This window comes from Bacillus sp. FSL W8-0116, assembly GCF_038003825.1.
Classification (GTDB): Bacteria; Bacillota; Bacilli; order Bacillales; family DSM-4216; genus Bacillus_O; species Bacillus_O smithii.
This window is the reverse complement of sequence record NZ_JBBOPY010000001.1, coordinates 1,245,868-1,261,565: the sequence shown is the minus strand read 5'-3', so window position 1 is coordinate 1,261,565 and position 15,698 is coordinate 1,245,868. Positions and strand designations below refer to the sequence as shown.

Genomic DNA, 15,698 nt, shown 5'->3' with positions numbered 1-15,698 from the left:
TAGCGACACTGTACCGAATCCTTTGTTAAACTTTCAGGCTGGTCCCACTGTTGTACCGGTGGACCAGCCTGGTGAATTCAAGAGTTTACCAGCGGTGTGCTTTCGCGTTTCTTCTTAAAATAAAATTGGTTTTTGACATTTCGGTATGCCCATTCACTTGTGATTTGGAGCGTTTTGGTCTTGTCCAATTGTGGTGAAAAAGTTCTGAGTGTGGATCGAGCTGATCTTTATAACTCATCTTATCACCTCTTTGAAAGGATAGGCGATATTCAACGAGGAATATCATATATAGTTTTTGTAACATCGAAAGAAATATTCTTTCGATGAAGCATTGGTGCTTTTCTAATTTTCCCAAAATAAAATAAGAGGGAGGAAAAGCGTACTGTTTGCCGATAGCGCCGTTTTTGAGACAGATCAAAAGATACTCGGCGGCTAAAGCCATTGATAAGGAATGAAAAACTTGTAAGATTTTGTGACATGTAATACAATAAAGAAAACAATAAAAATTCTAATAATTAAAACTAAATAAAAAAAGGGGGATTTGTCGAGAATGATGAATTATGGCGATAATTGGAAAGTTTTTTCAATAACATAGGTGTTTTCATTTCAAAGATCGAGGAAAGGCAAGTAGAGGGGCTTTCGCCGGATATTTCTGTTTTATATTTAAGGAATTTTCAGATTCTTTTCAAAATGGTTCTGGTTTTGTTGAATTTTATTGTATAATAGTAAGAAATAGCATGAGTGGTGGAGTGAAGGAAGAGTGTGAAACAGGAAAGTCTTCCTAAAACTCTTTTTTTGTTTGCTGAAAATAATTTTTCGACGGACAAGCTCCCTTATTTGCATATCATTTGTTCTCTTGCCATTCTGTCCAATCGGCAGTGTAGCTGAGGCGAAAAACGTTCTTTAAGGAACAGGAAAAACAAAACTTTCCATTACACGGAAGCAGTGCGTATGAAAAGAAAGGATGAAACAAATGTCAGATAACAGATCTTTGCAGCGTGGTTTAAAGAACCGGCATATTCAGCTAATTGCTATTGGGGGGGCAATCGGCGTAGGGCTGTTCTTGGGTTCAGGAAAATCGATCCATTTTGCCGGGCCTTCTATTATGCTCGTTTATTTGATTACGGGGATTATGCTCTTTTTCATGATGCGCGCATTGGGAGAATTGCTGCTTTATCGGCCGACGACAGGTTCGTTTACGGATTTTGCTGAAACGTTTATCGGACCGTGGGCAGCGTTTATTACAGGTTGGACCTATTGGTTTTGTTGGATTGTGACCGGAATAGCCGAAATCACAGCCGTAGGTTTGTATGTGAAATTCTGGTTCCCCGACTTGCCTCAATGGATCCCTGCGCTTATATGTGTTCTTGTATTGTTTGCGATCAATATGGCAACAGTAAAAGCGTTCGGAGAGATGGAATTTTGGTTTGCGATTATTAAGGTTGTGACGATTGTAGCCTTAATAGTCATTGGATTGATTTTGGTTTTTACCGGATATAAAAGCCACGACACCCATGCTACGTTTTCTAATCTTTGGAGCCACGGCGGGATTTTTCCGAATGGAGTTTCCGGATTTCTGCTGGCTTTCCAAATGGTCGTGTTCGCCTATGTTGGAATTGAACTTGTGGGGGTGACAGCCGGTGAAGCGGAAAACCCGGAAGTTACTTTGCCAAAAGCGATTAACAATATACCCATTCGCATTTTGATTTTTTACATCGGCGCTTTACTTGTCATTATGTCGATTTATCCGTGGAATGGGGTCGATCCGAACAGCAGTCCATTTGTGAAAGTGTTTTCGCTTATCGGCATTCCTGCTGCTGCAGGTATTATTAATTTTGTCGTGCTGACTTCAGCAGCTTCTTCCTGCAACAGTGGTATTTTTAGCACTAGCCGAATGCTTTATACGCTGGCAAACGAAGGAAAAGCGCCGAAGAAGCTGAAAGAGCTGAATGATCAAAGCGTTCCTGCACCTGCTCTTATCACTTCAACGCTTGTGCTTTTGATCGGTGTTTTATTAAACTATTGGCTGCCGGATCAAGTGTTCACGTTGGTGACGAGCATTTCAACCATTTGCTTTATATGGGTATGGGGCGTTATATTAATCGCTCATTTGCGATTCCGGAAATTGAAACCGGAAGAGGCTGAGAAAATTTCATTTAAAATGCCGTTTGCTCCTGTTTCAAACTGGATTGTGCTAGCCTTCTTTGTATTTATTCTTGTCGTGCTCGGACTGGCCGATGATACGCGGGTAGCTTTGTTTGTCACCCCGGTATGGTTTATTCTTCTGGCCATTGCGTATGGAATTACGAAGAGAAAACAAAAAGGCGCGTTGTAAAATTTCAGTCCTTTAGATGCAAGAACCCCGTTCCGAATTTGGAACGGGGTTCTTTTCGGGCATCGGCGGCCGAAATATCTACGGATGTCGTGAGATTAATATTGCCGATACACATAAGGATCTTTCGGTTTTGGTATTTCTTCCCATTTGGTTACTTTTAAATAAGGAATATTTTCTTTAAATGGCTGATAATAAGTGGTTTCCAGCGTTCCTTCTACTTGCAGCCATTCATCTTTGTGTATTTGGGACTTCACGTCTTTTGGAAACTCGACAAGCATTCCATATACTCCGGCATCGGCAATGCAATGGATAATCCCGAAGCGGAGAACAAATAATTGATTGTTTTCAATGTCATCTGTTCGATATGCGAATCCTTTTAAAACAACTTTTTTGTCAATAAAATTGCCCGGATGGTTATAAATGGATTCCAACGCTCGAAAATAATGTTTATCGTCCAGAACGATCCGGTTTTCGGATCCATATTTTTTCAAATCATTTTTGTCCATTTGTTTATAGGCAATTTTGTCGTAATAAGGGCTGGCATCTGGACGTAAGATCTGATGGTTGGCATATTGATCGGTATCGTTGTCGATAAAAGAAAAGTGAAAACCTTTCGCTTTTACGATTGTGGAGTCCAATGTTGCTGCCGGCAAAAAAATGCCCGTTATGATAGGAATCAGCATCATAGTATAAGTGAATACTTTTTTTAAAATCGTATCTTCGTCATGGGAATGATCGTGGCCATGGTCGTGATCGTGATTGTGATCTTTACGTTTATCGCCTCTTGCCCATTGAATCAATTGATACAACGTTAAAAAGCCCATCAAAAAGATCATGCTGAAGGAAAGATACGAATATTTCATATTAATATATTTGCTGATATCTCCTTTGGCGTGAAGCATCATAAAAAAATACGTGAAGCCGAATAAAATGATAATCCTGAGCATGATAAACACCTCCTATACAAAGTCCTCCGTCAATCGCTTGAAAAGGTAATTCCGAAAAAGCCTATGTTTTTTTGATGTCTCCTGGCTAGATCATTAATGCTCCGACAAAAACACATACAGCTATCAGTGAAACAAGCACAAACACAAACCGTTTTTGAAAAGCATCAAGCATCATGAATAAATTTTTGATATCCACCATCGCTCCAAACACTAAAAAAGCAATAATCGGACCTGTTCCGAAAAGCCCGGAAAAAGAAGAGGCGATAAATGCATCGGCTTCTGAACAAATCGACAGGATAAAAGCCAGCGCCATCATGACCAAAACGGCCGTTACTTTCGAATGACCGAATTCAAGCAAAGCGCTCGTTTTGAAAAAGGTTTGCATGGCAGATGAAATCAGCGCCCCAAAAATTAAAAATTTCCCAACAGAGAAAAATTCGTCAATGGCATGGTCGATGGTTCCAACTATTTTCGAGCGAAGGCTCATTTTATGAGATCCATGTGAGTGATTGTGAGAAAGATGATCCATCACCTTTCTTAATTGTTGGTCATTAAATAAATAAGAAATGGCAATGCTTACGACTATGGAAACTCCAATGGCTAAGCTGCAGCGATACAGTGCCATTTTCCAACTGTCCCCGAAAGCGACGAAAGTTGAAAATATGACAATAGGATTTATAATCGGGCCGCTCAACATAAAAGCAATGGCGGCATGGAGAGGAACATTTTTTTGTACAAGTCGTCGTGTAATGGGAACGATGCCGCATTCGCAGCCAGGAAACAACGATCCAATACAAGAGCCAAGAGCGGCGGAAGCAAAACGATTGGCTGGGATCATTTTGGCAATCATTTCCTCTGTTACAAACATTTGAATCAACGCTGACAAAAATACGCCAATGACAACAAACGGCAAAGCTTCAATGATGATACTGATGAAAATGGTATTCATTTGCAATAAAGTTTGACTCATTGATTTCCACCTCGAATATTCTGGTGTAAGTCTAGACGAACACAGGCTAGAAATACACTCAAGCACAACAAACAAAAGCTTAAAAGAAAGAGTATAAAGGATTCCGTCATGAATCTGAAAGAACTCTGCTTCAAATCCTTCGTATGATCCAATAATATTATCAGATGTTTTTATCAAATCACTATCCATATCAACAGTCAAGCAATCTGTTAATCTAGCGGAATTTCTCAATGGTCCATAGGAAATATGAGAGTCATTCTTGACGATGACGATACATATCCACAAAGTAAAGAATGCCATATGTCATCATATCAAAATGGATCGATTCATACGAGTGGAAAATAGTAGACATTTAAACAAACTTTTAAATATCCTGGTTAAAAGAAAATGGTCAACGAAATGAGAGGAGAAGCGTAAAGCGAGACTTAGAATTTGGACCGATATTATGGAGATTAGCTGAAAGAAATGGGCTTCAATGAACAAAGCCCGCGATAAGATTTCTTATCGTGGGCTCCTGCTCAATCGATTATTTATTGATTGATATTGTAAAAGGCTTTCTTCACGTCGATCTTTTCTTTGATCACCTTATTTTTGTAAAGCCAATCGTTAACATGTTCCCAAACTTCTTGGTCTTGATAGCCAAATGGCTTGTCTTTGCTGTTCATTAAAGGAAGCAGGATATTCAAACTTTTTGTTTCTACTTGTTTATCAAGAGGGAAACTGTCGTTTTCATGGTCAAGCAGAATCTTTAAACCGGCTTGAGGGTTTTTAGTAACTTCTGATTGCCCTTTTGCAACAGCTTTCCAGAACTTTTTATACACATCCTTCTTTTCTTGAAGTCCTTTTTCGCTTGCAACCAAAACAAGCTCATAATAATCAGGAACGCCATATTGAGCCGGGTTAAATATCCGAACAGGATGTCCTTCTTTTTCTAAAAGGATGCGTTCATGATTGATATAGCCGCCAATAATGCCATCTACTTTCTTGGAGGTGATCGCCGGAATTAAATCAAAGCCGACATCCGTCATTTTGACTTTTTTTGGATTGCCGCCGTCTGTTTGGATCATCGTATTTAATATGGCTTGTTCTATATCGATAGATGAATAGCCGATATTTTTTCCTTCCAAATCTTTAGGACGGTGGATTGAGCTGTTAGTTGGAACCATTATACAATCAAGTGGATGTCTGACAATGGCCGCTAAAGATACAACCGGAATTCCCTCAGCACGGGAAACGATTAATTGCGGCTGGTAGCTAATCGCTAAGTCGACTTTTCCTGCCGCGACAAGTTTCAACGGATCGTTGGTTTCAGCTGGCATTTTAATGTCAACATCAAGCCCTTCTTTGGCAAAATACCCTTTTTCTTTCGCTGTATAAATGGCGGAATGGACAGCATTTGGATACCAATCCAGCATGATCGTTACCTTTTGCTTTCCATCCTTAGTCTTTGCTGTATCTTGTTGTGAGGAACAACCCGCTGCAATCAATACGAACAACAAACTTACACCAATCAATCGGATGATTTTTTTCATGATTCAACACCCATTTCTATGATTTTCTATTCCATTTTAAAAAGCTTTTTTCAATGAAAGTGGCTATACTAAATAAAACCAATCCTAGAACCGTTAATAAAGAAACGGCTGCAAATACCCCTTCGGCATTTAAATTTCCCGACATTCTTCTCGTGTAATATCCAAGTCCTTCGCTGGCTCCAAGCCATTCACCGATGGTAGCGCCAACGATGGAATAGATAACCGCCATCTTGATGCCAGAAAAAAGAGAAGGCATGGCGAAGGGAACTTCTACTTTTATAAATATTTTCCATTTGGACGCGCCCATGGACCGTAACAGATCCACATAATCTTGATCGATATTTTTGAATCCATCATAGCAGCTGATCACGATAGGGAAAAAAGCAACCAGCACCGTTACAGCGATTTTGCTCCAAATGTCGTATCCAAACCAAAGGACAAAGATGGGCGAGAGGGCAATGACAGGAATCGTTTGAGAAAACAAGACAAAAGGATAAAGCATTTTTTCTACCAGCTTGGAAAAGTGCATGGCGAGTGCGATGGTGATCCCGCCTGCGAAAGAAAAAGCAAAACCGATCAAAGCTTCTTTCAACGTTGCCGGTGTATGTACCCATAACAAAGCCTGTTTCTGTTCGTAAAGCATTTCTAACACTTTGGAAGGAGCAGGAATGATAAAAGATGGGACTTTTCCGGTTCTTGCCGCCCACTCCCACAGAGAAACGACAATGATGACCAAGAGCCCGAATGCTCCATAATCTGCTAACAATCTCTTTAACTTACTCATTGGCAATCTTCTTTTCTATTGTTTTTCGATAGGTTTGTACTTCTGGCCAATAAACCATGTCGACACTCCTAGGTCTAGGCAAATCCACGATGATTTCTTCCACTTTATGGTCAGCGTGTAACAGCAAAATTTTATCGCTTAACAAAATGGCTTCTTCTAAGTCATGTGTGATAAATAAGATGGTGTTGTCCAATTCCTTCCAAATCGATAACAGCCAATCGTGCATTTCTCTCTTTGTCAAAGCGTCAAGAGCAGCGAAAGGTTCATCGAGGAGCAAAACTTCGCTTCCCATAAAAAGTGTTCGCAGAAATGCCACCCTTTGTCTCATGCCTCCGGAAAGCTGTTTTGGCAAAGCGTTCTTCCAACGGATCAAGCCAATGCGTTTCAGCCATTCTTCAGTATCGGCTTTCGTCAAGTTTCGCTTATTTTGAACTTCCAAAGGGAGCATGATGTTGTCTATCACGGTACGCCACGGAAGTAGTAAATCTCGTTGGGGCATATAACCAACACTACCGGGGCCCGGTGTTTTTCCGTTGACGGAAATGATCCCTTCCTCACATGGAAACAAGCCGGCAATCAGTTTTAATAGTGTACTTTTTCCTGTCCCGCTTTTTCCGATTAATGAAACAAATTCTCCTTTTTCGATATGAGCGGAAAAGTTAAAGATGACCGGTTTTGTTTCACCGGGATAGGTATAGGAAACATTTTCTAAACACACAGACATTTTTCGTGTTCCTCCTTTCCTCTTGAGTTTTCCTTTTCTCTTTGAGGTGGGAATGATGAAAAAAACCCGCTCTTCAGCCTAAAGAGCGGGTTCATCTTCAATGTCCATTTCAAAAAGACTCCACCACTTCCCTACGCTGGCATTACCCATCTCAGGTTCAAAGGGTTTAGAACGAACGTTCAATCTCAGCCTTGTCGGCTCCCCTAGTGTGTTGTAAGCAACTATTAAATTCTTATAGTCTATCGTAGCAAAATCATTCAGAAAAGTAAAACGTAATCGAAACATTTTGTTATAAAAAACTTTTTCATTCAGTATAAATGAAAGGTTTGTTTTAAAATATGAAAAATTTATAAACATTATATAAATTCAGATAATTATTATCCGTTATGGAGTATAATGGTTAAAAATTGGAAAGGGGAGAATCTCTTTGAAAAAAGTGGTAAATTTAATTACTAAAAAAACGATGGCAATCGCTCCGGCTTATGATCTTGAACATGAATCCATCATTTATGAAGTGGACCGCACGTTTTTCAGCAAAAAACGTCCGCTGGAAATTTTGGATGATGCCTGCATTTGTCGTTGTTCCACTTATGAGGGAAGAATTCGTGCTGTCCGAAGAAAATTAGGTCACTATAAAAAAACTCCTCTGATGATTTCTCCGGATGAAATGCTCTACGCCTTTCCTACTAAATCACCTGAACGATATGATTGTATATGGGTTTTTCCGCGTCATGTGAAAGATTGGAGAGAGGCAGGGGAGAATGCGTTGATGGTTCGATTTTTTAACGGATTGGAAATTACCGTCAATTGTTCCTCTTACACTTTCAAGCGTCAAAAAGAAAAAACAGCGGACTGCTTAATGCACTTTTCTGATCCTCCGTTTGTACATATTAAAGGGTTTTCAGCAATCAAAAAGGAAACGGAGAAGATTTAAAATTTACTTTTCATTTGCCATAAGGGAATCCTATTTTTAGGATCAGCTCTTTTGGAGCGATTCTTTCTTCATCAGTTTTTCTGATTTGTTTTTGCACAATTTTGCAAACGATTTCTTTTTGTGGGGTTGATGTACTGAAAGGCTGATTCACTAGAGCTGTTTTTCTTTTAGAAAGGATTTTGCTGTGAATCAGCTTTTTTTATTTTACCGAATCGTGTATGGAAATTCTTTAATAGTGCCAAAACAAGATGAAGATTGAATTGGGTCAAAAGTTCTAAAATCTAGTGGGCGATCATAAATGAGAAAATATGATGATGCACCGATAACAAGAAAGAATAATAGAATTTTTGGAGGAAATGGAATCAATGATCGTAAAAACGAAATAATTAGTAGTTGCATTATTTTTCGTTATTATTCTATAATTTTTAGTGTGATAATTGAATAACGAGTTAAATCCTCATCAATTGATGAGGTAGAGGTCGCGGCTTTTATGAGTAATTCGGACGAGATGCTGAGAACATTGACGACTCCGAACGAAAGGAAAAGCCGCCGAAGTCCGTCCTGTTCTCAGAAGGCGCGGGCTGGGGCTGTTTCCGAATAGGAACAGAACTGTCACGCTTTTCACCCGCAAAGCGTGGAGCACTACTGAAGAAGCATGATGAGGGGTATTTTTATATTTGCGCCATCGAACCTTCTTCGGTGGCGCTTTTATTATGTGCGCCCGGCATGTACATGAACTATAGGGTGTAAGTCCCGAACCCGAAGACAGAAGTAGAGGTTAGCCAAGAGCAAGGGTGTCCGTGGTGACGCGGAATCTGAAGGAAGCTGGAGGCAAAACACCGGTCCGAGGAACACGAACCTCATATAAGGCTAGGTATGATTGAGTGAGTTTGCATAACAAAACAAAGCTCTTTCTGTCGAAGGTCATATCGAGTAAATGAGGCGGATAGATGGTGTGAAAGTGCATGTACTTACCCGGGGAGGTCTGGCGGATATGTGAAGTACTCTTCATAACCTACTTAGTGATAAGTAGCTGAACCGTCAGAAGTCAGCAGAGGTCATAGTATTAGTTGGTCTAGAACAACTAAGAAGGACCGAACAATTAAGAGAGAATAGCCCTTGGTATTCAGTGAGTCATGATGAACACAGAAAACGTAGTACCTCACTTGAGGGAGGAAGCGGTGAATCCCGTGGGAGACCTCTTGGAGGGTGGAGTGACCACTGGCATAAAGAGAACAGCTATTCACGGAAGTTATTCACGGAAGTTATAAAGACTTGCGTCAATTATCTTAATTGAACCGCCGTATACGGAACCGTACGTACGGTGGTGTGAGAGGACGGGAGTTAATCGCTCCCTCCTACTCGATTTAAAGCTATAGGGATCAACGAGTTTTAAAAAACAAATTGTTCAGGCAGTCATCACCGCTTTTTATCTGCAGCAGAATGATGGCAAAGGAGTGTTTAGTTGAATGGTGAAAGTACAAGACAGTAGAAATGCGACGGAGACGGGCAAGTTAAAAAGAGGACTTCGATCGCGTCATTTAACAATGATTTCTCTTGGGGGCACAATCGGTACGGGATTGTTTCTGGCCAGCGGCGGAGCGATCCATACGGCAGGACCAGGAGGAGCGTTGTTGTCTTATTTGATTATTGGAATTATGGTGTACTTTTTGATGACGAGTTTAGCGGAAATGGCTGCCTATATGCCGATTACAGGAAGTTTTAGTACGTATGCGACTGAATTTGTTGATCCTGCTTTAGGATTTGCCCTCGGCTGGAACTATTGGTATAACTGGGCCATTACCATCGCCGCAGAATTATCTGCTGTTACCATGATTATGAAATTTTGGTTTCCGCATAGCCCCTCATTGCTTTGGAGCGGACTTTTCCTATTGATTATGTTTATATTGAATTATTTAGCAGTAAGAGGTTTTGGGGAAGCAGAATATTGGTTTTCCCTTATTAAAGTAGTGACGGTCATTGTCTTTATCGTCATGGGCACTTTAATGATTTTCGGAATTATTGGCGGAGAAGCCGTTGGATTTAAGAATTTTACGATCGGCGATGCTCCTTTCCACGGTGGATTTATGGCGATGCTTGGTATTTTTATGGCGGCCGGATTTTCTTTTCAAGGTACTGAGCTTCTTGGGATTACGGCCGGTGAAACCGATGATCCGGAAAAAAATATTCCAAAAGCGGTCCGACAAGTATTTTGGCGTATTCTCTTATTCTATGTATTAGCTATTTTAGTCATTAGCCTTTTGATTCCTTATACGAATCCGAACCTTGCGAACGACGACGTATCTGTCAGTCCGTTTACGCTTGTCTTTCAAAAAGCAGGGGTTGCTTTTGCGGCATCTGTCATGAATGCCATAATTTTGACGGCGGTTTTATCTGCCGGAAACTCTGGAATGTACGCTTCGACAAGAATGTTGTGGAATTTGGCTATGGAAGGGAAGGCACCTAAATTTTTAGCCAAATTGGACAAACGAGGAGTTCCTGTTAATTCCTTGATTGTCACTGCGCTTGTCGGCTGTCTTGCCTTTTTGGCTTCCCTTTTTGGTGATGGGGTTGTGTATACATGGCTGCTAAACGCTTCCGGCATGACGGGATTTATCGCATGGCTTGGTATTGCTGTCAGCCATTACCGGTTCCGCAAAGCTTACGTTGCCCAAGGCTACAAGTTGGAAGATCTTCCTTACAGAGCGAAGCTTTTCCCGTTTGGTCCTATTTTTGCTTTTGTACTCTGCACAATCGTTATTTTAGGGCAAAATTACTCTGCCTTTATCGGCGATAAAATTGATTGGCACGGCATATTAGTTTCCTATATTGGCATTCCTGTTTTTCTCGTATTTTGGTTTGGCTATAAGATTGTAAAGAAAACAAAAGTGATTTCATTAAAGGATGTTCAATTCAAAAAAGTTTCATAAAAATTGTTTCTCCCCGCATATTCATCCTTGCGGGGATTTTTCTTGATTACAGGATCTATTTTAGTTTATGTCGTTTTTTGTACTGGTAGGCTACGCAAAAAAGGAGAACAGGTACCTATAGGCAGTAGCACTGGGATTCTATTCCGTAAAGTTAGACCTAACTGACGATTGAAAGGAAAGAGTGAAAATCGTATACAATCATAAAGAAGAATTATCGGTAATTCGGACACCCAAAAATGGTGCTGTATCCATTTCAATTGGAATTTCGACAATATACAATAAATGAAAGGCAAAGAGCGTAAAAAAAGAACCTTTGAAATATCAAAGGTTCCATTCGTTTATTGATCGGGAAGACAGGATTTGAACCTGCGACCCCTACGTCCCGAACGTAGTGCTCTACCAAGCTGAGCTACTTCCCGGTATTTTTTCGACATTGATTATTATATACCTTATCACTGATTTTGTGAACTGCCTAAAAGTTATTTTTATTTTCGAAATTTTTTGTAACAGATTGATCGTTATAATAGTAAAAATAAAGAGCACCGACGGAAAATCGGTGCTCAATAGGTAGGTGTGGTAGACCTCGTGGTTTACCAACCAAAACCTTATCGCAATTGAAAGAATATCAGATTATGTCGAACTTTGTCGATGAAAAAATAATGGTTATACTTCCGATTTGTGGGAATTGTTGTTTGCGAAGTTATGAAACATGGTGTGGATATGTGGATTACCTTTAAATTCACATCTGCGAAATAAACTATGAACTTGTTCTTCCGCTATATCTATGTCGATGAGGTGTAATTCCTTCTATGTTGGTTACCCCCTCAAATTTGTGATAATGACCGCCTTCAGAAAGTGGAATAGCCGGACCAGTAACCCCGCGGATCATATGTCGATGTCCATCATTAAAAGAAGTAAAAGCAAAATATCTATGTGTATGTTGAGATGTGTTTAGGGCGGGTTCAGTAATTCCGATAAATCTATGGTTATGCCCCGCGTTATAAGAGGTAGCTCCTCTAAAGCTGTGGACATGGAGAGAGATAAGCCTTCCGTCCCATGAGTTGACGTAAAGTGGATGGGAATGAACGGGGGCAGAATCATTCGAATGATACGTGTATCCGGAAACGGGTATCTCCATCAGCAAAACTCCTTTTCATTTTTTTATATTGTATGGGAAAAAGTCTAAAAAAGAGTGGGGATTTGCCTGAAGTGGATAGAACGATAGTTTGGCGGAATGATAGTGGTGGGTGAGCACCATCATTCGCACATCCACACTTATGTTCGACAATCAAACAGACATTCGAACAGATGGTGTAATATCGTTGGATAAAATGGCATTCATAAACTGGAACGACCCAAAGTTCCAAACGGAAATGAAACGATTCCGAATAAAGGTTTAATGAAGGTGCGATGGGGCTAAGCAGAGAGCCGAGACCTTCATTAAATACGAAACGGGCATGAGAGCTGGATTTGAATACATCCTTGGCATCGTTAAATAGACGGCTTGGAATGTTTAAGAGTTTGGCTGCAAAGAATGGAAAGATGAACGAGAAACAAAATTTCTGGTTGTGCCTTTAAAAAATTTACAGATTGTTTCGGAACGATAATAAGGTTGTTTTCAGTGACGCATAGCTTCCTATAGCGGCATAGCCATAGAACCATCCCATAAAAATGCCCGCGATCAAGTGGTGGCGATGGCTGATGAACACAGAGAACAGCAATCCAATGATGACCGCTACCGCCGGTACATATTTTTTAGGGACTTTCAAAAAAATCTTTATAACTTGAGTTAGAATGAATACAACAGGTACAGCGATGAAAGCATCCCAGACATTTGTTTGTATGACAGGAAAATGGAAATTCATTCATTTCATCCCTTTCTTTCGTATGAGTAGTATTTGTTTATTTGTCAGGAAATAAACCATTTAGGTGCTAGTAGACCCGGATATTGAAGTTTGGGACATCCATACAGGAATGCAGCCTGTCTTGCAGAATATTTTCGGCAGAATATTTTCTAAAAGGCTTTTAACGTCTTTCCGAAAGAAGTCTCCCATCCTCTAGGAATGTGAAGGTGCGAATAGCACCAATGAGTAGGTGGGAGATGAATTTCGGTTGGCTTTAGCCAAAGTTATTTTTCCAATCCCTTTCTCAACAATTCTAAGATTGCGGCTGTTCTAGTTGGAATCCCATTTTCTTTTTGATATTGCTCCAATTTTTCTAATATCGTCTTAGGCATACGAATTTCTACACGTTCTTTCTCTTCTCTCATGATTATCACCTCATATTGATTGTACGGATTTTTTACGGTATAATCAATATATACGAAATTTTTCCGCACAAAGTGAGGTGAATTGATATGGCCAAGCAAAACAAAGCTTTCAAGTTTCGTTTGTTACCAAACAAAGAACAATCCGCATTATTAGCTAAGACATTTGGTTGTGTTCGCTTTGTCTACAATAAGATGTTAGCTGAACGCAAAGAAACGTATGAAAAGTTCAAGGATGATAAAGAATTGCTTAAAAAGCAAAAGTTTCCGACCCCTGCAAAATATAAAAGTGAATTTCCATTCCTAAAAGAAGTGGATTCTTTAGCTTTGGCAAATGCACAAATGAACTTACAGACTGCTTATAAGAATTTCTTTGAAGGAAATGCGGATTTTCCAAAGTTCAAAAATCGTAAAGCAAAACAATCCTATACAACTAATATGGTCAACGGAAATATTAAGCTAGAAAATGGTCATATCAAACTGCCAAAAATCAAAAAGCCAATAAAAATGAAACAGCATAGAGAGATACCTGCTGATTATAAAATCAAATCTTGCACTATTTCTAAAACAAAGACAGGCAAATACTACATTTCAATTTTGACAGAATATGAGAAAGATATTCGTCCAGTTAAAATACAGAAAGTTGTTGGTTTGGATTTTGCTATGGATGGTCTATATGTCGAGAGTGAACAGGGTAAGAAAGCCAATTACCCACGTTACTATCGGCAAGCCTTAGATAAATTAGCAAAAGCACAACGAATTCTTTCTCGAAGAAAGAAAGGTTCTGCAAGATGGGAAAAACAACACCTGAAAGTGGCTAAGCTACATGAAAAGACAGCGAATCAGCGCAGAAACTTTCTTCATCATAAGTCAAAAGAATTAGCAACAAACTATGACGCTGTGATTATTGAGGACTTAGACATGAAAGGCATGTCTCAAGCCCTCAACTTTGGAAAAAGCGTTCATGATAACGGCTGGGGGATGTTCACTACTTTCTTAGCGTATAAGCTAAAAGAACAGGGGAAACAACTTGTGAAAATTGATAAGTGGTTTCCCTCCACTAAGAAGTGTTCATGTTGCGGCAAGGAAAAAGAAATGCCATTATCTGAACGTGTATATAAATGTTCTTGCGGCTTTGTATTAGATCGCGATCACAATTCAGCAATCAATATCAAAAATGAGGGATTACGCTTATTAGCATAAAGAATAATAACTTTCGGAACGAGAGGGTTAGCTCGGTCAATTTTCTGTCATTAGACGGGATTACCCGAGAAGCCCCCACTTCAATCAAACCGTAAGGTTGATAAGTGGAGGGTAGTTCACCGACAAACAGTCTTCTTGATTCTTCACTTTCCTTGAATCCATTTCATTCATTTGCTATAATGAGTGACATTCTAACTATAAAATTTTTAGCTATATATCTTGATTTCGAAATATTAGAGAGCAGAATATATTCGAATGAAGAGGAAGTCTGATGTCGAAAACATTGAATTGGGGCTCACCATGAAATGTTCCAAAATGTGATGAACCACCCGGCCTTCCTCGGAACTTGTAGAAAATGGATGCTTTCAAAATAATTGGAGCCCAGAAAAGAAGAGGAATCGTGCTGTTTGTCTTATAATTCGGAAAAAGAAGGAGGGAGAAATCTTTGTTAACGATCGATCCATTATCTTTGCCGGAAAAGGAAAATTATAAGTTTTTAACGGGAGGAATTATTCCCCGCCCCATTGCGTTTGTTACCTCTTTATCTAAGGAGGGTGTATTGAATGGCGGGCCGTTTAGTTACTTTAATATCGTGGCCGCTAATCCACCGCTTTTGTCCATTTCGGTGCAAAGAAACAATGGAATGAAAAAGGATACGGCGAGAAACATTTTAGAAACGGGTGAATTTGTTGTTCATATTGTGGATGAAAGCAATGTGGAAAAAGTCAATCTGACGGCTGCTACCCTTCCGCCGGATGAAAGTGAAATTGAGTTGGCCGGACTGACCCCTGTTGAAAGCACAAAAATTTCTGTTCCGGGAGTCAAAGAGGCGAAAATTCGAATGGAATGTGTGTTGGAACATTTGCTCGAACTTGGCGGCAACGGAGAAAACGCTGCTTGTGATTTGATTATAGGAAAGATCGTTCAATACCATATTGACGAAAATCTTTATCATAAGGGAAGAATAGATGCCCGCCAATTGAAAGCTGTCAGCCGATTAGCCGGAAGCGATTATGCAAAACTTGGAGACTTTTTCTCTATCGAACGGCCGAAATGAGAAGAGGAAACCGAAG

At 39.9% G+C, this 15,698-nt stretch carries 14 protein-coding genes, 1 tRNA gene and 2 riboswitches; of the genes, 5 read left to right on the top strand and 10 right to left on the bottom strand.

Annotated elements, in window-relative coordinates; all coding sequences use genetic code 11:
* Positions 1 to 85: 85 nt before the first annotated feature.
* Entirely contained in the window at positions 86 to 238 is a 153-nt protein-coding gene (locus N1I86_RS05960; protein WP_081473049.1) for a YpzG family protein, read from the bottom strand.
* A 735-nt stretch (positions 239 to 973) separates the two neighbouring features.
* Here N1I86_RS05960 and N1I86_RS05955 point away from each other — a divergent pair.
* Entirely contained in the window at positions 974 to 2,335 is a 1,362-nt protein-coding gene (locus N1I86_RS05955; RefSeq protein WP_341095432.1) for an amino acid permease, read from the top strand.
* A 95-nt stretch (positions 2,336 to 2,430) separates the two neighbouring features.
* Here the strand turns inward: N1I86_RS05955 and N1I86_RS05950 are convergent, their stop codons facing one another.
* The 5 genes from N1I86_RS05950 to N1I86_RS05930 form a co-directional block, all read right to left on the bottom strand.
* Positions 2,431 to 3,282, bottom strand: coding sequence for a TIGR03943 family putative permease subunit (locus N1I86_RS05950; RefSeq protein WP_270583713.1), 852 nt, complete (start codon positions 3,280 to 3,282; stop codon positions 2,431 to 2,433).
* Between the two features lie 85 nt (positions 3,283 to 3,367).
* Positions 3,368 to 4,252, bottom strand: coding sequence for a permease (locus N1I86_RS05945; protein ID WP_270583712.1), 885 nt, complete (start codon positions 4,250 to 4,252; stop codon positions 3,368 to 3,370).
* 530 nt (positions 4,253 to 4,782) lie between these two features.
* The gene (locus N1I86_RS05940; RefSeq protein ID WP_270583711.1) at positions 4,783 to 5,784 is read right to left on the bottom strand and encodes an ABC transporter substrate-binding protein; all 1,002 of its coding nucleotides are present in this window, start codon (positions 5,782 to 5,784) and stop codon (positions 4,783 to 4,785) included.
* Between the two features lie 16 nt (positions 5,785 to 5,800).
* Positions 5,801 to 6,568 carry an ABC transporter permease gene (locus N1I86_RS05935; protein ID WP_341095428.1) on the bottom strand — a complete coding sequence of 256 codons (768 nt, stop codon included), beginning with the start codon at positions 6,566 to 6,568 and terminating at the stop codon, positions 5,801 to 5,803.
* On the bottom strand, positions 6,561 to 7,292 hold the full coding sequence (locus N1I86_RS05930; RefSeq protein WP_341095426.1) for an ABC transporter ATP-binding protein: 732 nt from the start codon (positions 7,290 to 7,292) through the stop codon (positions 6,561 to 6,563). The genes N1I86_RS05935 and N1I86_RS05930 overlap by 8 nt, the downstream gene beginning before the upstream one ends.
* A gap of 111 nt (positions 7,293 to 7,403) precedes the next feature.
* Positions 7,404 to 7,507, bottom strand: a riboswitch (TPP riboswitch).
* A gap of 221 nt (positions 7,508 to 7,728) precedes the next feature.
* On the opposite strand from N1I86_RS05930, the gene N1I86_RS05925 reads away from it, so the two are divergent.
* Positions 7,729 to 8,226 carry a competence protein ComK gene (locus N1I86_RS05925; RefSeq protein WP_234395458.1) on the top strand — a complete coding sequence of 166 codons (498 nt, stop codon included), beginning with the start codon at positions 7,729 to 7,731 and terminating at the stop codon, positions 8,224 to 8,226.
* A 465-nt stretch (positions 8,227 to 8,691) separates the two neighbouring features.
* Positions 8,692 to 8,879, top strand: a riboswitch (Lysine riboswitch).
* A gap of 816 nt (positions 8,880 to 9,695) precedes the next feature.
* The gene (locus tag N1I86_RS05920; protein WP_341095424.1) at positions 9,696 to 11,156 is read left to right on the top strand and encodes an amino acid permease; all 1,461 of its coding nucleotides are present in this window, start codon (positions 9,696 to 9,698) and stop codon (positions 11,154 to 11,156) included.
* Between the two features lie 345 nt (positions 11,157 to 11,501).
* On the opposite strand, the gene N1I86_RS05915 is transcribed toward N1I86_RS05920, so the two are convergent.
* The 4 genes from N1I86_RS05915 to N1I86_RS05900 form a co-directional block, all read right to left on the bottom strand.
* Positions 11,502 to 11,575 (bottom strand) — tRNA-Pro (locus N1I86_RS05915).
* 338 nt (positions 11,576 to 11,913) lie between these two features.
* Positions 11,914 to 12,294: a YmaF family protein gene (locus N1I86_RS05910; RefSeq protein ID WP_270584571.1), complete on the bottom strand. Its 381-nt coding sequence runs from the start codon at positions 12,292 to 12,294 to the stop codon at positions 11,914 to 11,916.
* Between the two features lie 445 nt (positions 12,295 to 12,739).
* Positions 12,740 to 13,021 carry a hypothetical protein gene (locus tag N1I86_RS05905; RefSeq protein ID WP_048622683.1) on the bottom strand — a complete coding sequence of 94 codons (282 nt, stop codon included), beginning with the start codon at positions 13,019 to 13,021 and terminating at the stop codon, positions 12,740 to 12,742.
* Positions 13,022 to 13,284: 263 nt separating this feature from the next.
* Positions 13,285 to 13,425: a ribbon-helix-helix protein, CopG family gene (locus N1I86_RS05900; RefSeq protein WP_003352379.1), complete on the bottom strand. Its 141-nt coding sequence runs from the start codon at positions 13,423 to 13,425 to the stop codon at positions 13,285 to 13,287.
* An 87-nt stretch (positions 13,426 to 13,512) separates the two neighbouring features.
* On the opposite strand from N1I86_RS05900, the gene N1I86_RS05895 reads away from it, so the two are divergent.
* Positions 13,513 to 14,625 (top strand): RNA-guided endonuclease TnpB family protein, encoded by a 1,113-nt coding sequence (locus tag N1I86_RS05895; protein WP_003353982.1) that lies wholly within the window; start codon positions 13,513 to 13,515, stop codon positions 14,623 to 14,625.
* 445 nt (positions 14,626 to 15,070) lie between these two features.
* Entirely contained in the window at positions 15,071 to 15,682 is a 612-nt protein-coding gene (locus tag N1I86_RS05890) for a flavin reductase family protein (RefSeq protein WP_341095423.1), read from the top strand.
* Positions 15,683 to 15,698 lie beyond the last annotated feature (16 nt).